Below are 23332 nucleotides of genomic sequence, written 5' to 3' on the forward strand. Positions count from 1 at the left end.
GATAACTATCAATGCCAATTTTAACAAGCTACTATTGAATGCTGAAAACCAGGCTCCTGCCCCACTTACTATTGCTGCTTTGTCTGCTCCTTGGCAGCTTGGGCAGCAGTGCGCAACGGGTTATGGAAAACCTGGGCAGAGGGGTGGTAGCGGTGCCGCAGCAGGGCTCCGTGTATGTGAGTTGGCGACTACTGGGTACAGATCGGGATGAAATCGCCTTTAACCTCTACCGCAGCACCGGCGCTGGCAAACCCGTAAAGCTGAACAAAAAGCCCATTGCCACCACCACCGATTTTACCGACACCTCCGCCGACCTCACCCAGCCAAATGCCTATGTGGTGCGCCCCGTGCTGAAGGGCAAAGAGCAACCGGCAAGCAAGGCATTTATCGTTCAGGCTAACCCAGCGCTGCAGCCTTACCTCGCCATCCCGCTGCAAGTCCCTGCTGGCGGTGAGATTGGCGGCCGGAAATTCAGCTACTACGCCAACGATGCCAGCGCAGCCGACTTGGACGGAGACGGCGAATACGAGATCATCCTGAAGTGGGAACCCTCCAACGCCAGAAACCCGCCGCAGACGGGGCTTACCGGCAACCAACTGCTCGATGCTTATAAACTCGATGGCACGCTGCTCTGGCGCATCGACCTGGGCAAAAACATTCGCTCCGGGGCCGCCTACACACAATTTCTGGTGTATGATTTTGATGGCGACGGAAAGGCAGAACTCATCTGTAAAACCGCCGACGGCACCATAGACGGAACAGGCCACAGTATCGGCAACAAAGAAAAAGACTGGCGCACCCATACCCCCGACAGCCGCCTGTATGGCAAAGTAGCCGGCGGCCCCGAGTACCTGACCGTGTTCGATGGCAAAACAGGTGCCGCCCTGGCCACAGCAAGCTATGTGCCCGACCGTTACCCGCTCGATGGCTGGGGCGGCATTGGCGGCAATGGCGGAAACGATAGCACCGCCAGCCGCGCCGACCGCTTTAGTGCCTGCGTGGCTTACCTGGACGGTTCCTTGCCCAGCGCCGTGATGATCCGCGGCTGGTATGGTCGCACCGTAGCCGCCGCCTGGGACTGGCGCGATGGGAAGCTGACACAGCGCTGGGTCTTCGACACGGCGCTTCCGGAGTGGCAAGCCTATTCCGGCATGGCAAACCATTCGGTAACCGTAGCCGATTTTGATGATGACGGAAAAGACGAAATTTGCGTAGGGGCGATGACAATCGATCACGATGGCAAAGGCCTCTTTAGCACCGGCCTGCGCCACGGCGATGCGCTGCACGCCGGCGACCTGCTCCCCTCGCGGCCCGGCCTGGAGGTGTTTGGCATCCACGAGAGCGAAGGCAAAACCATTCCACTGCAAACGCCCGGCTCCGCCATGTTCGATGGTCGTACCGGAGAGCTTATCTGGGCCAACAACCCTGGCGTAGACGTTGGTCGTGGCATGGCTGCAGACATAGACCCCAACTACCCTGGTGCCGAGAGCTGGGGAGCGCCTGGCGGAACCCGGCGGGCCGATACCGGCGAAATCATCTACCCCGAAACACCCAATTCCACCAACTTTGCCGCCTGGTGGGACGCCGACCCGCTACGCGAGCTGGTAGACCAAACCCAGATCACGAAATGGGACTGGCAAACACGCAGCACCCAAACCTTGCTGGAAGCCACAGGCGCAGCAGCTAACAACGGCAGCAAAGCCACCCCCTGCCTCACCGCCGACCTGCTGGGCGACTGGCGCGAAGAAATAATCTGGCGGTCAGCCGATAACTCAGAGCTGCGCATTTATAGCAGCACCATTCCGGCCACTAACCGCCTGTACACGCTCATGCACGACCCGCAGTACCGGCTGGCCATTGCCTGGCAGAACGTAGCCTACAACCAGCCGCCGCACCCCGGTTTTTTCATAGGGGCAGGCATGCAGAAGCCGCCCCGGCCAAACATCGTTTTCCCGAAACGGAAGGCATCAGGAGCAGCGGCAGCAGAAGGTCGGGAAGGTCGATTTCATTAGAAAAATCTGCTTGTTGATTGTTTATTCCTGATTGTTAAATGGTTAATCAGGAGATTTTAAAATTTGAAGATGACCCGAAAAGCACCAGTTAACTTATAAATTTTAACTCTTTGCTTTTAAAGAGTCCTGCGTCTTGTGTCCTATCTCTTGTATCTTAAATAAAAAGCCTCCGGAAGGCCCTTTTCATTCTAATAATTTAAGTGAAAGATATTTGGATTGAGGTATGACTCTAGCTATTATAAATTAAACAAAGCATTTGCCTCGCATTAGAATTGGCTATCGAACAGAACCCAGTCCCTGGCTTGAGGCGCCTCACAGGTTTCCGGTGTCGCGGGAGCGGCAGGCCGCTTGCGGGCAGGAAAGATGTGCAGCGCCGATGGCTAGGGACGAGGCCCCGCGGCCGTGAGCGCTCAGACTTCTGCTAATAGAACAAAACAGCTCGAGGGCTCCGGATAGAACAGCAGCCATAACAGCTGGAACCTGCTTTATAGCAATATGATAAGAGGAATACCCCTACTTATATTCTACACTCAACAAATTTAATCCGCTCAACCAATATACGCTCCATCATGAAAGACCTCAGAACATTGACACTTACCCTGCTCCTGTGCTATTTTTTTGCCGGAAACGCCTGGAGCCAACGGCAGATGGAGTACCTGAACCGAGGCATGGTGGCCGTACGAAATGCCGACAACTCCGTGTATGTTGGTTGGCGGCTGCTCGGTACCGAACCAGAAGAAACAGCCTTTAACCTGTACCGGAAAACAGGAACCAAAAAACCAGTAAAACTCAACAAGGCGCCCCTCACCGGCAGCACCAATTTTGTTGACACGAAAGCCGACCTGACGCAGCAGCACAGCTACTTTGTGAAGCCTGTGCTGAAAAAGAAGGAATTGGAAGCCTCAGAAGCAGCTGTAGTGTGGGAGCAGCCATACCTAAGCATCCCCTTGCAAACGCCGCAGGGCTACTCCGCTAACGATGCCTCGGTAGGCGACCTGGACGGCGACGGAACCTACGAAGTAATCATCCACATGACTGGCCGCAGCCGCGACACGCCTTCCAAAGGATTTACCGATGAGCCCATTTTCCATGCCTATAAACTGGATGGAACACTTTTGTGGGAAATTAACCTTGGCAAGAACATACGCGAAGGCGCGCATTACACCCAGTTCATTGTCATTGACATGGACGGGGACGGCAAAGCGGAGTTCGCCTGCAAAACCGCCGACGGCACCAAAGATGGCAAAGGCAAAATTATAGGCGACGCCACCAAAGACTGGCGCGATGCGGACGGCAAAATACTGCAGGGCCCTGAATTCTTCACTGTATTTAGTGGCGAAACCGGCGAAGCACTGGCCACCGCCGATTACCTGGTTGGCCGTGGCGACCTGTGCGGCTGGGGTGGCGTGGGCGGCAACGGCGGCAACGACTGCAACGGCAACCGGGTAGACCGCTTTCTGGCCGGGGCCGCCTACCTGGACGGCAAGCTGCCCAGCGTGCTCATGTGCCGTGGCTACTACGGCCGCAGCGTAATTGCCGCCTGGGACTGGCGCAATGGCAAACTGACTTCCCGCTGGGTGTTCGACTCCGAAAACAGTAAAAACCCATTTTCAGGACAAGGCAACCACAGCTTAAGCGTAAATGACATAGACGGAGATGGCAAAGACGAAATTGTGTACGGCGCCATGGCCGTAGACGACGATGGCAAAGGCATCTACTCCACCGGCCTGCGCCACGGCGATGCCCTGCACGTGAGCCGCTTCGACCCCGCCAACCCCGACCAGCTGGTATGGGGTGTGCACGAGATAGAAACTGATGAAGGAATTGCGGCACAAGGCTACGGGGTGGCCCTGTTCAATGCCCGCACGGGCGACCTGATCTGGGGAGGCGAAGAAAAGAGAGATGTAGGCCGTGGCATGGCCGCCGACCTCGACCCGCGCAACCCCGGCGCAGAACTATGGTGGAACGGCAGCGGCGGTCTGTACAACGTAAAAGGCGAACGTGTCAGCAATGCCCCCAGGTCAGTCAATTTCGGTATCTGGTGGGATGGCGACCTGCTCCGCGAGATCCTGGACCGCAACTTTATCGACAAGTGGGACTGCGAAAACGAGACGGCTGTGCGCCTGTTCACGGCCGAGGGCTGCACCTCTAACAACGGCACCAAAGCCACCCCCGCCCTCAGCGCCGACATCCTGGGCGACTGGCGCGAAGAAGTGATGTTCCGGACAGAAGACAGCCGGGAGCTGCGCATTTTCACCACCACCATTCCCACCGAGCACCGGCTCTACACGCTCATGCACGACCCGCAATACCGCCTGAGCATTGCCTGGCAAAATGTGGGCTACAACCAGCCCCCGCACACCAGCTACTTCCTGGGCCATGGCATGGCCAAACCACCCAAACCAGATATCATGGTAAAAATGCCTGAAGCGCAGCAGAAAGGCAGGCGATAATCTTTTTCAGTGAAGGCTTTGGCACCTGATCTAAGACTGTTCTCTATAATCGGGCCGGAGCGCAAAAGAATCTCTACTTTTGCGCTCCGGTTTTTCTTAATCCCGGGTATTGACGTTGGCTTCTTCGCTTTAAGTTTCTGTGCGCTGCCCCCTGACAGCGCACCTTGAGTAGGTCAGCATATTCCGGCCACAAATACGCGCATATTTTATTTTTCAGGAAAATGCAGCATCACGGTGCCTGTAAGCTGATGTTTGTGTTCTTCTACCTGTCGGATGGTACGCATGCGGAGGAACAGCTTCGGCGGCGGCAGCAGAACTTCCGGAGGGCTATTTTTATTTAAATAATTTGAGTTTATAAATGAAGAGATGACTACATAAGTAGTTAATTCAGATTAATGACAAAATGGGTGCCTACCTCTACCTCGCTGCCAACTTCTATGGTTCCGCCCATGGCCTCTATATGCGATTTCACTAGAAACAGGCCTATGCCCCTGCCTGCGATGCCTGGGTGAAACCTGCTGTAAAGATTAAATATATCATTGTTTACCCGCTTCATGTCCATGCCGCTTCCATTATCAGAGATGGAAATAACAGTACCCTTATCCTTGCTGAGGTAGCAGCTAATCTTTATCTGAAGCGGGCGCACCTCTGACCTGTACTTGATCGCATTAGACAGAAGGTTATAGAAAATGCTGAACAAGTACGCTCTGTTGGCAACCAGGCTGAAGCCTTCCTCTATGGCTATGCATATTTTGCCGCCACATTTCTCAAGCTGCTCCCCCAGGTTATCGAGCGCCTGCTGATAAATGGTCAGAAGCTCTACCGGTTCTTTTTCTACCTCCTCCTTGCTATCGCGAATAGACAGGATCATGTTCACGTCTTTCAGCACCGTGTCGAGCTGCGAAACACTTGTTTTCAAGTTTTCGAGCCCTTTATCGAAGGTCGGGTCGTTTTTGCCCACTCTGCTCAGGAGCCTGGCAAGCCCCATGGCATTGGCGACAGGCGCCCGGAGGTTGTGCGACACCATATAGGTAAACTGTTGCAGGTCGCGGTTCTGCTTGTAGAGGTCCCGGGTCATTTTCAGCTGCCTTTCCTCCACCTCCTTGCGTTCCGTTATATCTGTCTGGATCACGATGAAGTGCAGCACCTTTCCATGATTGTCCTTTACCGGCGTTATCTCCACCAGCACCCATCTTTTTTCTCCTGATTTGAGATAGTTGATCAGTTCCATGGTTACCGGCTCAGCCCTGGTTAACTTATATTTCAGTTCCTCAATCGCGCCCATGTCTGACTCCGGTCCTGAAAGCAGTTCGCCAGGTATCTGCCCCTGCACTTCCTCCTGCGTATACCCCGAAAACTTTTTGAAGGCTTCATTTATCCATTCAATTCGCCCCCGGGCATCCATAATAATAACGCCGTTGGTTGTTTTGCTGGCCACCAGCGACAGCCTTTTCAGCTCCTGCTCTGCCTGCACCCTGTGGGTAATTTCAGAAAAGTAAACGGCAAGCCCCTCCTCCGAAGGATAAGCCGTCGCCTCCAGCCATTTCCCTTTCTTTTCCAGGAAGGCCTCAAAGTGCGCTGTTTCTGCGGTTTCAACGGCCTTATGATACTGCCTGTAGAACTCGCCTCCTACTTCTTCCGGAAACAGGTCCCATATGTTTTGCCCCAGGCACTCTTGCCGGCTAATACCTAATATCTGCTCAAACTCAGTATTAACGTGCGTGAACTCCCAGTTTTTGTTGAGGGTAAAAAAGGCATTGGTAATACTCTCGAAAATGATCTTCAGCTTCCGGGCCTGCTGCGCTATAATTTCCTGCGAATGAACAATCTCGGTAACATCTTTAACAATGCTGTACACGCCTGCCACTTCAGCACCTACTTTTACAGGAATTTTTGTGATGTCGAGCACTCTCGCGTCTGAAGGTCCGGAGCCGGAAATTGCTGTTTCGATTTCAAAGCGAGTTAATTTGCCCTCGCAGGCATCCTGCAGCTTTTGCTGGCAAACCTCCTTTACCTCTGGCGAGAGCAGGTCAAAGATACAGCGGCCCACCAGGTCTGTTTTCTCTATCCCGAAGGTGAGCAGCACGGCAGGGTTCACATCGAGAATCTCTCCGTGCGCGTTTTCAAAAAAGACCAGGTCCGGGTTGTTCTCGAACATAGACCTGAACCGCTGCTCGCTTTCCAGCAGCTTTATGCTGTTGACCTTTTTTTCCGTTATGTCGCGCGAGCTCACCGTAAAAGCTCTTATGGCAGGATTCTGTAACTGGTCGCTCACTACCGTCTCTACCCAGCGCCACTGCCCGTCTGCAGCCTTAAACCTGAAATCGGAGACCTTTACACACCCCTTCAGGGGCACTTCGGCCAAAGATGCCTGGGCAAAAGCCAGATCATCGGGGTGAATGTAGCTGAGTGCATTTTGGCCAACCATCTGTTCGGGCGCGTAGCCCAGCGCTTTTTCAGTAGAATCGCTTACGTACAGATAATTGCCATGCTCGTCGAGCAGGGCCAGCATATCAGCGCCATGCTCAATCAGGGATCTATGCAGTTCGTCTTTTTCGCGGAGCCTTTGCTGCTCACGTTTCTCCTTTGTTATATCCCGGCCTATACAGAAATACAGCTCATCTTCTTCAGACCAAACCGTAGACCACTGCAGGAGCACCTCCTGCCCGTATTTACTGAGGTAGCAGTTCTCGAAATAGCCTTTCTTCCTGGTATTATGAAGATCTTTGGCAAAAGCCCGGGAGGCCTCGTAATCTCTGGGATGGATAAAACTGAGAAAACTTCTGTTCTCCATTTCCTCCCTTTCATACCCCAGCACGTATTTGCAGGACTCGTTAACCTGGTAGATCCGCCCCTCCTTATCGAGCGCGCAGACCAGATCAAGCGAATATTCTACTGCCCGCTCCAGTACTCCCTTCCGCCGATCAATCTTCATTAAGTAATGTTTTACTCATAAAAAATCAAAATAAATCTGATCCAGATTAAATAAATAAATTTATATCTGTCTTTTTCAGTCCTTTAAAATTAGAGGATATTAACAGTAAATACAACAGGACATTACAATAAATTCAATTTTGCACAACTTACTATTTTACAATTACCCACAACAGAAACCTGGTTAGTGGCAATCGTAAAACAGCAAGCGGGCAGCAGGTACCACCCACATTAATTAGCTAAAACGAAGGCACTCCGACACCACTATTAACAGGCAGCAGAGGCGCAGAGCGGACCATGCTGACAGTCGGCGGTCCGCTTTTGGATCAGGGGCGCTCGTTCTGGCTTTGCCCGGAGGTGCCGCCATGGTTCATCTCAACTTACAAAGGGCGCTTAGGTGCTGTGCCCCTTCCTATAGGGCTTGCCGGCTTCCGGGCAATTATTCTAATCAAAAAGCCCCTCCTGAGGCTCTGCTGCTGCTCTGGAGGGGCTTCTGTATGTAAATACCGGGTGCCGGCCTGTACCAACGCCAAAGGAAAATGAAACCCTTACCAGTTCCTTCTTTACTGGCCGCTACTGAGCAAGCCCATCGACTTTACCATGTTGATGAACTCCACCCGATACCCTTCCCGGTCTTTGCCTCTGGCTCCTTCGGCCAGTTGCAGCACCGAGGCATAAGAAGCACTGCCCTTGAACTCCGATTCGCGGAGCAGCATGCCAAAAGAAGCCACCGCAGCCGAAAACCTGAAATTATCGGAGGTGCGGCCGGCCGGCTCCAGCCCTTGCGGCACAGTGCGCTGCAGCAGGCTGCTCTTATCGCCATCTGGTTCTTTGTAGCGCAGCTTCAGGGTTAGCACTTCGTTGGAGTTGGCGGCCGTGGTGGTGGCAGGTGCCTGCTGGTACTTGAGCGCATCTACGACAGCGGGTATAGCGGCAGCAGAACGGGCTCCTACGGGCACGATCTCGTACAGAGCCGTTACGGTGTGGCCGGAGCCCAGCTCGCCGGCGTCTTTTTTGTCGTTGTTGAAATCTTCGTTGCGCAACGCACGGTTTTCGTAACCGATCAGGCGGTAGGCATGCACCTTGGCCGGGTTAAACTCCAGCTGCAGCTTCACGTCTTTGGCAATGGTGAACAGGGTGCCGCCAAACTCATTCACGAACACCTTCTTCGCCTCCAGCAGGTTGTCTATGTAGGCGTAGTTGCCGTTGCCTTTATCCGCGAGGGTTTCCATTTTGGAGTCTTTGTAGTTGCCCATGCCAAAGCCCAGTACCGTCAGGAACACGCCCGACTCCCGCTTCTCCTCTATCAGGCGCTCCATCTCGGCATTGCTCGACACACCCACATTAAAATCGCCGTCGGTGGCCAGGATCACGCGGTTGTTGCCGCCTTTTATGAACTGCTGCTGCGCTATTTTATAGGCCAGCTTTATGCCTTCTCCTCCTGCCGTGGACCCTCCTGCATGCAGGTTATCGATAGCCTGCATAATCTTTGCTTTATTGTTTCCGGGAGTTGGGGCGAGTACCAGGCCGGCAGCTCCGGCATATACCACCATGGCTACCTTATCCTGGGGCCGCAGCTGCTCCACCAGCAATTTAAAGCCGGCTTTTACGAGTGGCAACTTGGCAGGCTCGTCCATAGAGCCCGACACATCTATCAGGAACACCAGGTTGGAGGCGGGCAGGTTCTCCAGCGGAATGTGGCGCCCCTGCAGGCCAATGTGCAGTAGCTGGTTTTCCTCGTTCCAGGGGCAGGCAGCAAGCTCCGTGGTAATCGAAAAGGGCTCCTTCCCTTCGGGTTGCGGGTAATCGTAAGAAAAATAATTGACCATCTCCTCTATTCTAACGGCGTCTTTAGGCGGCTTCTGCCCCATGCTCAGGAAGCGCCGCACATTGCTATAAGAGGCATTGTCTACATCGATAGAAAACGTGGAGAGTGGATTGCGGACAGCCACCAGAAAAGGATTCTCGTGCACGGCATCATATTCTTCGGTGTTGAAGCTGGTATCCCCAACCGTTTCCCTATCATGTTTTATAACCGGGCTGGTATATTTTACGGCAGCCGGTGCACTCATCTGCATTTCGGTAACCGTGGCCAGTCGCGAAGCTTTTCCTTTCCGGGTCCCATACCCTGTTACCACTACTTCCTCCAGCGCCCTGTTATCCGGCTGCATTGCCACGTTTATGTTGGTGCGCGTCCCAATCTTTACTTCCTGGGTCTTAAAACCTATAAAGGAGAACACCAGCACGTTGCGGGAGGCTGGCACTACCAGTTTATACTGCCCGCTCTGATCGGTGGCCGTTCCTACCCGGGTGCCTTTCACGGTGATGGCAACACCAGGTAAAGGCTGCCCATCATCGGCTGCTGTTACTTTGCCTGTTATAATTCTGTCCTGTGTCTGGAGGGCAAACACATAGGTACCAAGCATGAGGAGGCTTAGCACAAGGGCGAGCATATTAGCGTGTCTGATCATAGTTTTATTTGTTAAGGTTTGTATAAGGATGCTGCATCAGGTGAATTTGCACATCCGCTTATGATTTTTCTTTTGAATAATTTTCGTTAGGTTAGGGCAGGGTTTAAGGCAGCTCTTGCCAAACAGCCCAAAAAATCCGTATTAGTGTAAAATTGCCTTCGCCTGGTAATATGCCGGCCCGAAGCGCTGCATTTTATAGCCCGATGTTTCTAAAGCTTTTCTCCAAACCGACGCCCCCGAGCGACCTGGAGCTGGTGCACAAGTACCAGCAAACGGGCGACATGCGGGCCATGGGAGAACTGTTTGAGCGCTACACCGAAATGGTTTATCTCATCTGCCTGAAGTATCTGAAAGACGAGGATGACAGCAAAGACGCCACTATGCAGGTGTTTGAGAAACTGATAGAGCTGCTCAGGAAGCACCAGATAACTAATTTTAAGAGCTGGCTGCACGTAACCACCCGCAACCATTGCCTGCTGCAGCTCCGCGGCCGCAATGGCAAACAGGTTAGAGTGGATGACAAGACCGCTCTGCTTATGGAATCGACCTCCTTCCTGCATCTATTGGAGGAAGATCAGCAGGAGGCGGCCCTGCAGATTCTGGAAAAAGGATTGACAGAGCTTCCGCCTGAACAAAAAACCTGCCTCGAACTGTTTTACCTGCAGCAAAAGAGCTATAAAGAGATTGCCGCCATTACCGGAACCGACCTCCCCAAAGTGAAAAGCTATATACAGAACGGCCGAAGAAACCTGAAAATTTACCTGGAAAATCATCATGAGCAGCCATAACAACCAACTAACCTGGGGAACCGAAGAACACCCTACCCTGGAGGAGCTGCGCCAGTACCAGGAAGATGCCCTGCCTTCTGCCCTGAGCCAGGAGCTGGAGCAGCACCTGCTATCCTGTGATGTCTGCACCGATGTGGTGGAGGGCATGATGCTGGCCGATCGTGCCAGCACCCGAAAGGCGGTGCACGCCATTAACTTCAGACTCCAGAACCTGAAACAGCCCAAAAAGAAGCGCCGGCTGCCGGCCATGCCTCTGCTCGATTGGCGTGCAGCTGCGGCCATAGTGGCATTACTCTGCTCGCTGGCGCTGGTTGTTTATTACCAGTACACCCAGCTGGCCAAAGACCGGCCTGCTGCGGTAACTGTTGCAGAACAACCAGTTGAAATTTCTCCGGCTACGCCTGCTCCGGCATCAGAGGAGCTTACGCAGGAGGCTGTAGCTCCGCTGCCCGCCGCAGTTGAACCGGCACCTCCCCTTGCCACAGCCCGGCCACAGGCACGCACCAAGCCTACGCAGAGCACAGCCCCACAGCCGCTGCACACCCTTATTTTTGAAGATGCTCCTGCCCTGGCAGAGGCAAATACAGACACTCAAACAGATAGCGCCGCCAGCCAACCCCCTGCCGCCAGCGGGAGCACACTCGCCGCAACTTCAGCAAGAGCAGCAGCCAGCAGACTGGCAAAAGCTCCTGAGAGCAGAAAAATAACCGGCAAAGTACTGTCGGAAAGTGGAGAAGGTCTGCCTGGAGTAACCGTGGTGATTAAAGGTGCCAATACCGGCGCTTCTACCGATGTAAATGGTCATTTTACCTTGCCTGCACCCGCCGAGAGCGGCACCCTTGTGTTCAACTACATTGGCTACGAGCCTGCCGAGACTACCGTTGGGCCCGGCACCAGCATGGTGCAGGTTAATCTGTTCCCCAGCGCCAGCGCCCTGAACGAGGTGGTTGTAGTTGGCTACGGAACTGCCCGCGCCGCCGAAGCAGCAGCCCCCAGCCCTGTTGGAGGCACCAGAGCTTTCAACAAATACATCAAAGAAAATTTACGATACCCTGATGCAGCCAGAGAAGGCAGCGTAAAGGGCAAGGTAGAAGTGGCATTTACCGTTACGCCTGCCGGACTACCAGGCAATCTCCGGATATTGAAGAGCCTGCACCCTGCCTGCGATGCCGAGGCAATACGCCTGGTAAAAGAAGGCCCCTCCTGGAAGCCAGCCACCATCAACGGCAGTCCTGTTTCACAGGAGGTAAAAGTCTCGATTCGGTTTAAGCCGTAGCAGGAGGAGTGCCGCCTCAATTATTCCAATGAAAACAGCCCTCCGGAGCTGTCTGCTGCTGCTGGTTGATTGTTGATTGATTTGGGATCATGATCAGCCGTGTGGGCTTGGGCTGAGGGGGGTTAGTTTAAAAGATGCGTGGTTATTTGTGTAGCAGCAGTCTGAGCCTCTGGAGGGCTATTTTCATTCACATAATTTGGTTTTGCTCTACCTCAAAAGCCCGACAGCCGGCCCACCCTAGATAAGGCGAGCCGGCTGTCGGGCTTTAATAAAACCGGTATTGTTATGTACTTAGTACCCAGGATTCTGTGGAACATCTGCATTGTTTAGGAGCAGCACAGTTGCTGGAATAGGGCGAAGTATTTTAAAAGCACCATCCTGCCCCTGAAACGGATCGAACCCGCGGTTGTACCAGTTTCTGATGTCTCGGTTATAGAGACGCGTGCGCTCCATCAAGGTGCCGGTACGCTTCAGGTCGAACCACCGGTGATACTCGCCAGCCAGTTCACGCGCTCTTTCATCAAGAATAAAGTCAATAGTTACATCGGCAGGTTCAATTCGCATGGCCTCTTCGGCACCCGGTTTGGCAGCTCTTCTTCTTACCTCGTTAATGCGGGCGGCTGCTGTTCCGTTATCGCCTAACTTAAAATAAGCCTCTGCTGCAATCAGGTATGTTTCGCCCAGGCGTGCCAGGAAAATGTCGCGGGTACTGGTGGCACCTCCAAACACAGACTTAGGATCATCGAACTTCTTAATGGCAGGCGTGGCATTATCGAGGGCAGTGCTGTTATTGGCTTCCCAGGCCGGAGAATAAGGTATAACCTGTGCTCCGTTGCGTCGGTCAGGGTTTGCTGCCTTCCAGGCTGCAATGGCCTCAGGAGAGTTAGCCCATTTTGGTGCGTAGTAGAAGCGTACGTTCAATGTGTTGCGCTCCGTGCTCTTATCATAATAGTCGTAATAGCGTTGGTAGAACTCTATCATGAACGTGGCATCGAATCGGGCATCATTTTCTGTAAACACATCGAAGGTATACATGGTTGGCACCAGGCGGTAGGCACGCTGCGGATAGCCTTGCGCTGCTCCCTGGCCACCCATATAGGGTCCGTACCAGTAGTTTTGGCTGTTACCTGTGCTCTGGGGGTTAGCCACTGATCCGGCATCGTACTGTATGGAAAACAGGATCTCAGGGTTGCGCTCGTTGCCAGGGAAAAACAGTTGCTCGAAAGACTGGCTCAGCGCCTGGCCAGCAATGGCAGCATCGGCAAACTGGGCAGCCTTGGCAAAATCGTCGGGGGCGGCAAAGCTTTCGTAGCCACGGGTTAGATGTGCTTTGGCCAGGTAGTGGCGCACGGCGCGCTTGGTAACACGGCCAAACTCAGTTGTAGTTTCCGGCACTAGTTCCAGCGCCTCGTTCATCTGGTTTATGATAAACGTATACACTTCCTGGGCCGAATTTCGTGGGAAAGCATCTACCGGGGCAGAAAAGCGATCGGTCACCAATGGCACGCCACCAAACTGTTGTACCAGCAGGAAATAATGGTATGCCCGCAAAAACTGTACTTCTCCCTTTCTGGTGGCAATAGTTGCCGAAGGTGCTGTTAGTTCGTTAAAATAGAGCGCGTTGTTGCAAACCTGAATACCGGCATATACCCTACGATAGAAGTTTAAGATATCGGCATCTTCGGGGTTTAACTCACGATACTCGCTTATGCCCTTTGGCTGGGCATCCCGGCCCTCCACATACATGTCTGTGCCTGCGGCAAATACCCAGGGGTCTGTGTACACAGGCCGTAGCGAAGCATACGAAGCATTCACAATTCTTTCATACCCTTCTGCCGTTGTGAAATAGGCATCGGCCTCTATGTTGGATCTATTCTCCTCTTCCAGAAAATCATTGCAGCCTGCCAGAACAACTACTGCCACTAGCAGACTTAGTATATTAAACTTCTTCATTTCTTTAGATTAAAATTTAACGTTAACACCAAACTGATAAACAATAGAGCTAGGGCCTGTGTTGTTCAGATTACCGTTTGTATTGTTCCTTATAGTGGTAGTAGTCGGGTCTAAGCCAGCGGCATATTCCGGATCAAAGCCATCATAATCAGTGAAGACAAAGGGGTTCAAGATATTGGTGTAGATACGGAGGCCCTTAAGGCGCACACGCTCCAGCAAGGCTGCCGGCAGGCTGTAGCCTAACGATATGTTCTGCACTTTAAAGAACGAAGCATCTTTATAATACCCTACCAGACTCCAATAATCACCTGGCCGGCCGGGCAGCGGATACGAGTTAGAGGCTCTTGTTGGAGTTACATTGTTTGGCGACATATAGTAGTCTACATCCAGTTTATTACGGCCCCGGTCTGCCATGTTCGTAAATTCGGCATGGAACGGGCTATACACCTGGTGCCCCTGCCGGCCGAACAGAGAAGCAGACAGATCAAAGTTCAGGAAAGTTACCTGAGTAGAGAAACCTCCTACCCATTTCGGATCTTTCTGGCCAATTACTGCTCGGTCTTCGTTGTTGATAACCTGGTTGTTATCGATGTCCACTACCTTGGCCTGGCCTGGGATCTGGCGATACACTTCTGCCTGATCCCGCTCATTCTCCTGCCAGATACCATCGAAGATATAAGTATAGTTTACATTTATGGGTTGTCCTATAAACCAGGCATCACCCCGCATATCTTCCTTGCCTGACAAGAGCTCTACAATTTCGTTTTTGTTTCTGGAGAAATTAAAGGTTGTTGTCCAGGTAAGCCTTCCGGTAGATACGTTAACTGTTCGCAAGGATAATTCCACACCCTTGTTCTTCACAGAGGCGACGTTGTCTATAACATCAGGATATCCATTCTCTAGTGCAATCTGTCTTCTAAGTATCAACCCTTCCGAAAGCTTATTATAAACATCGACACTTCCCGTAATTCTGTTGTTCAGAAAGCCATAATCCAGCCCAAGATTTAACTCTCGGGTTCGCTCCCATGTTAGCGAAGGGTTTGGCAGTTGATTTGGCGTGTAGCCCAAAGCCAACGCACCACCAAAGTCGTAGAAGGTAGGACTACTGAGGTTCATTTGAGTACCATATGGGTTTACGTTGTTGTTGTTACCGGAATAGCCTAAGCTAACTCTGGCCTTCAGATCAGACACAAAGCCCATATCCTGCATAAAATTCTCCTGCGATATTCTCCAGCCCAATGCCACTGATGGGAAAGATGCCCATTTATTTCCGGGAGACAGTTTAGAAGAACCATCCCAGCGACTGGCCAATGTAACCAGATACCTATCTTTAAAGGCATAGTTTATCCTGGCCATGAAAGACAAAATAGTGAACTCACTGTACCCACTGGTGGAGCGCTCCCGTAAGGAGGCAGTTTCGAGGTTGTTGAAGGAAGAGTTAAAAGGTAAACCGCTTACCCTGTTAAAACTTGTCTCAGACTGATCCCGCTGCATGCTGTGCAAGCCTGTAAAGGTAAAACTGTGCTCGTTTATCTCTTTGCGGGCAGTAATGATGTTGTCCATAATGTAGGAGAAGTTTTCTGACCGCGTGAGCTCAGCAGCCCCGGCCTGTAAACCGCGCGATTCCGTCATGGGTCCCCAGTAGCGCCCTTGCCTGGAAAACGATACACTTGGCGAAAAGGTAGAGCGCAGATCGAGCCAGGATACCGGAGAGTATTGTAGATACAGGTTACCAACCCCGAAGTATCTCCTCGAATTGTTAACCGAGTTGGCATTATCTACCAACGGGTTCACGGAACTGGTCATACTGGTAACGTTGGTCGTTCCCGGAATCGGAATCTGCCCTGGCCGGAATACCAGGTTGCCCTCGGCATCGTAAGGCGAGAAGATAGGGGCCATCCGGAAGGCATTGGTTACGGCCAGGTCGCTGCCGCGTTCAATCTCGGAAAGGGAGAAGTTAAAGTTTACGCCGGCAGCCCATTTTTCACTTATTTTATGGTCTACGCTGGCCTTAAAGTTGTAGCGCTCAAAGTTATCGTTTATGAAGTTGCCTTTCTCGTTCTGGTAGCCTGCGCCGATTACATACTGCATGTTATTTTCGCTCATGCCGGCCACGGTCAGCCAGTGGTTGTTTTGCTTGCCAGTCTGCAACACCTGGTCGCGCCAGTTGGTGTACTTTTTCTCGGCAAGGATCTGCGCCACGGCAGGGTTTTCGGCACCACCAATGGTGCTCGGGTAGTTGTTGTTGCCGGCAATTAGCTCCGGCACGATATAGGCATTCTGACGAAATTCCCACCATTGGTCGCCCTCCATAAAATCGGGCATGCGGGCCACCTGCCGGATACCGGTATAGCCGTCATACGAAATACTAGTGCCGCCTTTTACGCCGGTGCCTTGTTTGGTCGTAACGATCACCACCCCATTAGAACCACGCGAGCCATAAACTGCAGTAGAGGCCGCATCTTTCAGCACGTCCATTTTGGCAATGTCCTGTGGGTTCAGAAAGTTGATGTCCGGTACAATCACCCCATCTACCACATAGAGCGGCTGTGCATTGGTTAACGAGTTCTGCCCGCGTATCTGCACACTAAAATTAGAGCCAGCCCTGCCGGAGCCGGAAGAAATATCGACACCGGCTACCTGCCCCTGCACCCCCTGCAGCGGGTTTACCGTGCCGCGCTCTGCAATGGCCTCACCGGCCACACTACCTACCGCCACCGAAACATCTGCTTTGTTCTGGGTACCATAGCCCACTACCACCACTTCTTTCAGCGCTTTTACATCGGGGGCCATGGTTATATTAATAGTGGAGCGGTTGCGAACCGGAACCTCCTGCGGGGTGTATCCTACATAGGAAATCACCAGCACGGCATTCTGATTCGGCACTGCCAGTTGGAAATTACCGTCTAAATCGGTCGTGGTTCCCTGGGTGGTTCCTTTAATCTGAATAGCCACACCCGGCAACCCTTCGTTATTATCGCCAACAACCCTGCCCGAAACCGTTACACCAGATTGCTTAATGGAGTTGTCGAGGCGCAGGTTAAGGCTGGCATCGCTTGTTTCCCAGGCATATGCTGCAGCCTGGGTGCTTTGGGGGGCAAGCCCGAGCAGGGGCAGCGCCAAAAGCATGTATTGCGCATAGTGTACTCTTTTTTTCATGTTTCTATGTTTAAGTTTGCTCTTATTCTGAAATATAATTCCGAAAATTCTTTCTGCTCACCACAATACACGCTAACACTATCAGGTTCAGCAAGTTACAGCGTCATGATCGTTTAGCTCATGTTATGACAAAGTTTAGATTAAAATTGATTATCAGATGACGAAAACATGCGTCTAAACCTGTTTCATCTCTTTAAACATCTGAAAATTCTTATAAATCTACCTGAACGCAGCTATATTCATATCCTGCACCATCCTGCAGTATCCTGCATGTAACCTGCTCAGGAGCCTGCATTCGAACAAACTCAACTTCAGACAGGCAAAAATTATTTATAAAATCATATTTCATGGCCGCATTCTGAGGTACCGGCATATGGATATGCCTTTGGAAGTGACGCAGTATCTGTATTAAAGGAAAGGTAATTGAGTAGGTGTACGGAAAACAGCTTCAGCAGGGGACAAATCTGCTCTACTATTTCTAACAAGAGTTGCAGGCGCAGTCGCCTGATAAGAAGCTCGCTCACAGGAAGCAGTTTCCCTTTTGTGCGGGGCCGCCTTCAGCAAACATAGTCAGGATATGAGTGAGCCAGCATCAGGCGCTTTTTCACAGCACCGGCAAACCAGGTGCAGCAGCAGAAAGCAGAACAGGTCCTGCCGATGCTGCCACTCCAAAAAAATAATTTGAATCAATTTAGCCCTCCGAAGCCTCAGCAGCCACTGCTCAGTAATGGGTGTGGTTCACGACGCTGCTTTTCAGGTAATCGAGGTTTTTCTTGCTGTCGCGGTTGCTGTAGGTGGCTTTGCCGGAGCCGTACACGCGCAGCATGCCACGGCTTAGGGTGATCACCTCTTCGGCTCCTTTGCCCATAAAATCGAACATGTGGAACACCGGGTCTGGAAAATAAAGCTCGCCTGCTCCCTGCTTGTTGAGCCTGAACTTAAACCAGAAAAGCTCATCATTGCCATCGCCGTGCCAGTTGCCTTTCACAAAGTCAGGGTTGCCGTTAATGGGGTTACCGGGCCACTTTTGCAGTAGCTTGCCTTGGTTGTCGAACCAGTAGAGCTGGCTCGAGAGGTAGGGTTCGTTTACTTGTCTGTTGCCGTAGGTTCTGCCGCCCACCACCACCTGCGGCCCCGGCCCCTGCTCCAGAAAATTGCCAACCTGTATCTGCTGCGCATGTTCCGCCACCTGCTGCCAGAGTATTTCACCGGTCATGCCATTGTACACAAACACGCCGGTTTCGCTGTTGGCCGTTACAATATCCAGGTTGCCGTCTCCGTCTACGTCGCCGAACCTGTAGCTGTCGGCGTGGTCGTGGTTATCGTCGAGCAGCGCGAAGCGGTCCCATATCTTATTGCCTTTCGCATCGAGCAGCAGCGAACCTACCAGCACTTCGTCTATGCCGTCTTTGTTCAGATCAACCGGGTAGACGTAGTGGCCGAGGTTATCTTTTTTACGGTTCTCGGTGTGCTCCCAAAGCTTCTTCAGTTTGTCGGAAAAGGCGGTTATTTTAATGGTGCCGCCCATATCGGTAAACACCACGATGTGGTTTGGCTGGCCTTTGCTGAGCTTGCCGATGGCCAGCCGGAAGTTGTTGTAGACATGTGGCAGTGGCTGTGTGGGCCACTCAGTTTTGCGCTTAATCTTGCCGGTTTGCCCGTCGGCGATCACGAGCCACTCTTTGCCTTCCAGTTGTCGCCAGTGCACCACCTCGGCTTTGCCGTCCCGGTCGAAATCCCAGAGCACGCCCGGTGCCTCGAATTCAGACCGCTCTTTGGTGTATTCCTCCGGCGCTTTCCAGGACCAGAGCTCCTTGCCGCTGTGGTCAATCATATGGGCTGAATAATCACGCGTCAGCACCAGAAGGTCTGTCTGGCCATCCCCGTTTACATCGCCAAACTTCACTGCGTTCGATTCCGGTATCTTATACTCCTTCAGCAGCTTTACTTCTTCGTGCAGCTGGTACGGCCTGATATCTTCCTCCGTCAGGTTGGGGTCTTTGCTCAGCACCAGCACATCTACGGCAGCACCTCGCTGGATGCGGGTAACTTTCACAACTGCTTTCCCGGCTTCTAGATTAAAGGAGCCGCCCTTTTTCCACGTTAGCTCTCCCCTGCCAAAAGTTTCAGAGGTAACCTGATCGTTCACCGCCACCTTAAAAGATCCCTTGTCCTCGCCCTGGCTCCGGACATAGAGATAATACGTTCCCGCCTCCGGCACCTGCACCTGCGTGAGCAGGTTGGTAGTCGATTTAAGCATCACAGCGGTATTATTGAATAGCCAGGGAGCCTTCAGCATACCGGCATCTGCGATGATATCTCCTTTGGGCAGGTCATACAGAAAATCTGAGGCCGGGATGATGACGGTGGCTGGCAATTCCCGAATTATTTCAATGGAATCGGCCTTCTGTGGCTGATTTACCGGCTGCTGCTTCAGGGTGGCCTGCACGGCTAACAGGGAGCTGCAGGCAATGGCGGCAAGAAGTATCTGCTTTCTTTTCATATGGTACAACGGTAAAGGCCACGCAGCTTGCGCAGCACGTATTGATGGCTACAGAGCAGGTTATCTGAGTCAGAATGACAGACTGTTGAAGTTGTTTATGGTCGTTCCGGACACTCGAATAGACCCTAATCAATGATTTAAAGACCACACCTCAGGCGTGCCATTCAACCTAAATCCAATCGTTGCATGATGCCCCCGAAACAGAAGGGGAGTTGCTATGCCAGCTGGATCAGGTTAATACTGATTATCAACCTCTGCAAAGATTCTTAAGTTATCTTACAAGGGCCAAGCACTTCCTGCAAGCCCCACTGTTGCCGACCTTCGGATAGGGAGAACCAGCAGCACCAAAACTTGCGAGAGCTATAAACAGCTTTGCGGAGAGTGCTCCCTTTTGCCGGATCCTATTGTGTTTTCGTAGTTGTCTTGTATCTTAAGAACCTACTTGGAACGTACGCTACGGTGCAGCTTCACTTCTTTTAAGCCCGACGGCACCAGCGCATCCTCTGAGGAGGCAATCGCCGGAAAGGCATAGGTAATGCGGTCAGACTCCGGCACCTGAGCATCATAGATCATGCGGTTCATGAGTGAATTGGCCACGTGAATCTCAATTTCATTTGTTCCTTTCTTCAGGTACTTTGTAACTCGCAGTTGCCAGGGAGAGCACCATACAATGCCAGCCTCCCTCCCGTTTATGAACACCTGTGCCACAGATCCGGGGTTGCCAAGGTCCAGGTAGATGTCATCGTCTGCAGGATCAATGAATATGTTTTTTTTATATATAGCCGTGCCGGAGTAGTATTTCATCTGTGGATTGTCGGAGGCTGTCCAATCTTGCAGCCTTTCCAATGTTCGTTCTCCAGGTCCACCCAATTTTTCATCAAAATGGACATTCCAACCGCCATTGATAACTTCGGTTTTACCTGCAGGCTTTGGCGGGGAGAATGGCAGAAGTTTATCGTTCTGAGCTGTGACAACAATAAAACAAGATTCGCGGGCAGCCAGATTCAGTTGCACAGAAACGGACTTTTTATCCCTTTTCAGAATCGGCAGGGAAAGGCGTTCCCCCGTCACGGTGTTCCATAGCTGCACCTGCTTTCCGGCAGCGGCAAACGTAAACAGGTTTTCCTCTGCCGCATCTTTATGGTTGTCCAGAAAGTAAATATCCGCATCTGCCAGTTTTCGGTGGGCAAAGTAAATTTTGTTTGCCTTGGTATCTCCGGATGCCAGGGCCACATCGGGCCTCATACCTGCTTTCTCAATAGCTTCAGCCAGCGGCATACCCCAATACACCATTCCTTTGCCATAGGTGCGGGCACCTGATTCAGAAGAACTCTTTCCCCACAACCTGGCTACGATTTCTCTGTATTCCTGTTCTTTTCCTACATCTCCTGCAGATCCGGATGTCAGCGGTCTGGGCCCATAAACTTTTCCTCCTTTTTCCACAATAGAGGCAATCTTTCGCAGGGCCTCCAAGGTAATGTCGCCGTTTCGGGGAAGTACCATCATGTTGTAGCTTACGCCATCCGGCAACATGATTTTCCCTGCTTTTCCTTCCATGCGGGTAAGCAGGGCATCGGTTGTAAAAGCATCGAAATCATACCCGCCGGGAATGTCAGGCAGCCGGTAGGTAAGAATTTTTACAGGCGCATTTTCACCCAAGTAGACACAAAGGTCGATGGAGGATTTGCCTGTGCGCAGAATGGCGGCATTTCTGGCCTGGTAATCCCAAAACGGGCGGCTATAGTTCCACCAGGTGTTGTTTCGGTTTATGGCGTAGTGCCGGCCGCCTCCGGTACTGCCCGGCAACTTGTCAAGCCAGGGCTGATAGGCGGAAGCACAGATAACAAATTCATTGATGCCAAAGGCGTAGGCATAGTCGGCCAGCGATTTTAAGTCGGCCAGAGAAGCGCTGTATTTTGCATCCGTATACGCCTCGCCGGAGGCTATTCGCTTGCCGTAAAGATGCGCGGCAGAAGAGCTCTCCTTTATGTCGTAATTGCCCTCGGGGTGGATGGCCCAGAATTCTCCCTGAGGTTTACTTACCTTGCTCTTCGCCTGGATCGGGTCTCCTACAAAGCACAAGGCATTGCCGATGGCCTGGGCAGTAAAGGTCAACCCTCTGCTTTTGCTCAACCGCTCAAAGGTGCCATAGTAATTATCGGCAATCATATCGGCAATATTGCGCCGCACGTCAAACAAAAAGCCATCAGACTCTTTTACGCTGTTGACGACGTAGCCCATCATGGCAGGCAGAAATGGAGTGGGATCATAGCCCCTCCTCTTTGTAAATTCATCGATAAAATTGTCGGTCCAGTTTTGTGCGCCGGCCTCGTGGCTATCCATGGCAACGCCTGAAAGGCTACCACTTTGGGTAAAAGCGAGCGAGTCTGCTATTTTCTCAACATAATTTTCCCACTGGAGTTCGGCTGCCCGCACCGAGAGTTTGTCACATTCCCTTCCGATCAGATTTGTCCGGCCGTGCTTGGTCTTCGCTCCGGTAGGCACATAGGCAAACCGCATCACGACCCAACTTCCCGGAGGAACATCCCAGCGTAGAACCCCCTCAGCATCCATTTTGCCGGTAAGGTTAATAATGCTTCTTGCGTCGATACTCTCGGCAGGAGCATAGGCCGGGGTTTTGTCTGCTTCGATGTATTCAGAGAAGAGCCCGGCCTTTTCCTCCCATTGGTCCAATTTGGCGGCAGCGTTCAGTGTCACGGACCCTAACAGCATATCTTTATTTTTCTCGCTCTGTTCCCACCAGTTGTGTAACCTAAGCCGGTAGTGCTTTGCTTTGATGGCAGGAAAGGAGATGGTTTTCTGTTTCCAGCTTTCATGTGCCCTGTAAATTGGCTTGAGGTCGCATACTTTCCTGTAATGAACGCCATCATCAGAAGCTTCCAGTTGCCCCAGATCAGGAAGAGCCCGGTAACCGGTGCCGACAAATGTGTTTGACGGTGGCCCGGGCACGTTGGTGGCGCTGGTGGTAGCTTTTCCTTTTGGCTGCACCTGGTAGGAAATACTTCTGGCCTCGAACGGATTGGAAAAGCTCAAATCAACCAAAACCCCGCCCTCTTTGGGAGATATTCTGGTTAGTGAAGCAGATTGAGGATTGAACATAGGGGCGAAATCCATGCCGGCTACATTGGAATGCAAACTGAATGGTACTGTGGATGAACTTACGCCTGCACCACTCTTAGCAGGAAAAGCAAGCACGGCCACATCACGGTAAAATCCGTGCGCGTTAACAGGCTCTTCCAGTTTTCCTGCAAAAGCTTTCCCACCGCTAATTACTGTTTCGGTGGCTGTGAGTCGCTTCATGCCGTACTCATCCGTAACCCAGGGGCCACCGGCAACATAGCCATTGGAGAGGTGGATTTCAAATGACAGTCCAAGGCGTTTTGCTTCTTCGGCCGAAAACCGGAGCATTTTCCACCACTCAGGCGAAAATCCGGGCAATGCATTTTCTGCCTTCCCATGCGATTGATCGTAATACACCACACCACCAACACCTGCGCGCTTAAAGGCTTCCAGGTCGGCCGTTATACCTTCTTTGGTAGTTTCTGTCTCTCCATGAAACCACCACACTTTAGTGCGGGCGCTGTCCTGCACATTGTTGAAGCCTTGCAGGGCAACAGCAAGATTTTCGCCTCCCGGTTTTTGAGCAACAACAAAGTGGGTTAGGGCAACCAGGGCTGACAGAAGAATGTACCGTTGCATATTGGGCTTTTTTATCTCCTCTTGGTTTACTACGTGGAAGGCACTACTACTTTTCGTTTGACC

10 protein-coding genes are annotated in these 23332 nt (G+C 52.1%); 4 read left to right on the top strand and 6 right to left on the bottom strand.

All coding sequences use genetic code 11. The features are described from left to right. Positions 1-38 precede the first annotated feature (38 nt). Positions 39-2012, top strand: coding sequence for a rhamnogalacturonan lyase (locus FJM74_RS11085; protein WP_187262671.1), 1974 nt, complete (start codon positions 39-41; stop codon positions 2010-2012). 569 nt (positions 2013-2581) lie between these two features. Continuing rightward, positions 2582-4465 (top strand): rhamnogalacturonan lyase, encoded by a 1884-nt coding sequence (locus FJM74_RS11090; protein ID WP_187262672.1) that lies wholly within the window; start codon positions 2582-2584, stop codon positions 4463-4465. A gap of 382 nt (positions 4466-4847) precedes the next feature. On the opposite strand, the gene FJM74_RS11095 is transcribed toward FJM74_RS11090, so the two are convergent. Then, entirely contained in the window at positions 4848-7400 is a 2553-nt protein-coding gene (locus FJM74_RS11095; RefSeq protein ID WP_187262673.1) for a PAS domain S-box protein, read from the bottom strand. Positions 7401-7962: 562 nt separating this feature from the next. Beyond that, positions 7963-9870, bottom strand: a complete 1908-nt coding sequence (locus tag FJM74_RS11100) for a vWA domain-containing protein (RefSeq protein ID WP_241739079.1) — start codon at positions 9868-9870, stop codon at positions 7963-7965. Positions 9871-10073: 203 nt separating this feature from the next. Here FJM74_RS11100 and FJM74_RS11105 point away from each other — a divergent pair, with 203 nt between their 5' ends. Both FJM74_RS11105 and FJM74_RS11110 read left to right on the top strand, forming a co-directional pair. Then, positions 10074-10658: an RNA polymerase sigma factor gene (locus tag FJM74_RS11105; protein WP_187262674.1), complete on the top strand. Its 585-nt coding sequence runs from the start codon at positions 10074-10076 to the stop codon at positions 10656-10658. Next, complete coding sequence (locus FJM74_RS11110; RefSeq protein WP_187262675.1) at positions 10645-11934, top strand: energy transducer TonB; 1290 nt, start codon at positions 10645-10647, stop codon at positions 11932-11934. Before FJM74_RS11105 ends, FJM74_RS11110 begins: the two co-directional genes overlap by 14 nt. A gap of 291 nt (positions 11935-12225) precedes the next feature. Here the strand turns inward: FJM74_RS11110 and FJM74_RS11115 are convergent, their stop codons facing one another. The 4 genes from FJM74_RS11115 to FJM74_RS11130 all read right to left on the bottom strand — a co-directional run bounded on the left by FJM74_RS11115 (position 12226) and on the right by FJM74_RS11130 (position 23269). Next, the gene (locus FJM74_RS11115) at positions 12226-13887 is read right to left on the bottom strand and encodes a RagB/SusD family nutrient uptake outer membrane protein (protein WP_187262676.1); all 1662 of its coding nucleotides are present in this window, start codon (positions 13885-13887) and stop codon (positions 12226-12228) included. A gap of 9 nt (positions 13888-13896) precedes the next feature. Further along, on the bottom strand, positions 13897-17046 hold the full coding sequence (locus tag FJM74_RS11120; protein WP_187262677.1) for a SusC/RagA family TonB-linked outer membrane protein: 3150 nt from the start codon (positions 17044-17046) through the stop codon (positions 13897-13899). A 721-nt stretch (positions 17047-17767) separates the two neighbouring features. Beyond that, positions 17768-19549, bottom strand: coding sequence for an FG-GAP repeat domain-containing protein (locus FJM74_RS11125; RefSeq protein WP_187262678.1), 1782 nt, complete (start codon positions 19547-19549; stop codon positions 17768-17770). 438 nt (positions 19550-19987) lie between these two features. Then, entirely contained in the window at positions 19988-23269 is a 3282-nt protein-coding gene (locus FJM74_RS11130) for a glycosyl hydrolase (protein WP_187262679.1), read from the bottom strand. Positions 23270-23332 lie beyond the last annotated feature (63 nt).

Origin of the sequence: Pontibacter beigongshangensis (assembly GCF_014332515.1) — a bacterium.
Taxonomy (GTDB): domain Bacteria; phylum Bacteroidota; class Bacteroidia; order Cytophagales; family Hymenobacteraceae; genus Pontibacter; species Pontibacter beigongshangensis.

What these genes read in the sequence shown, in the direction of transcription:
- FJM74_RS11100 (WP_241739079.1), bottom strand. Translation starts at nt 9,870, where the DNA reads ATGATCAGACACGCTAATATGCTCGCCCTTGTGCTAAGCCTCCTCATG.
- FJM74_RS11090 (WP_187262672.1), top strand. Translation starts at nt 2,582, where the DNA reads ATGAAAGACCTCAGAACATTGACACTTACCCTGCTCCTGTGCTATTTT.
- FJM74_RS11115 (WP_187262676.1), bottom strand. Translation starts at nt 13,887, where the DNA reads ATGAAGAAGTTTAATATACTAAGTCTGCTAGTGGCAGTAGTTGTTCTG.
- FJM74_RS11110 (WP_187262675.1), top strand. Translation starts at nt 10,645, where the DNA reads ATGAGCAGCCATAACAACCAACTAACCTGGGGAACCGAAGAACACCCT.
- FJM74_RS11105 (WP_187262674.1), top strand. Translation starts at nt 10,074, where the DNA reads ATGTTTCTAAAGCTTTTCTCCAAACCGACGCCCCCGAGCGACCTGGAG.
- FJM74_RS11085 (WP_187262671.1), top strand. Translation starts at nt 39, where the DNA reads ATGCTGAAAACCAGGCTCCTGCCCCACTTACTATTGCTGCTTTGTCTG.
- FJM74_RS11095 (WP_187262673.1), bottom strand. Translation starts at nt 7,400, where the DNA reads ATGAAGATTGATCGGCGGAAGGGAGTACTGGAGCGGGCAGTAGAATAT.
- FJM74_RS11130 (WP_187262679.1), bottom strand. Translation starts at nt 23,269, where the DNA reads ATGCAACGGTACATTCTTCTGTCAGCCCTGGTTGCCCTAACCCACTTT.
- FJM74_RS11125 (WP_187262678.1), bottom strand. Translation starts at nt 19,549, where the DNA reads ATGAAAAGAAAGCAGATACTTCTTGCCGCCATTGCCTGCAGCTCCCTG.
- FJM74_RS11120 (WP_187262677.1), bottom strand. Translation starts at nt 17,046, where the DNA reads ATGAAAAAAAGAGTACACTATGCGCAATACATGCTTTTGGCGCTGCCC.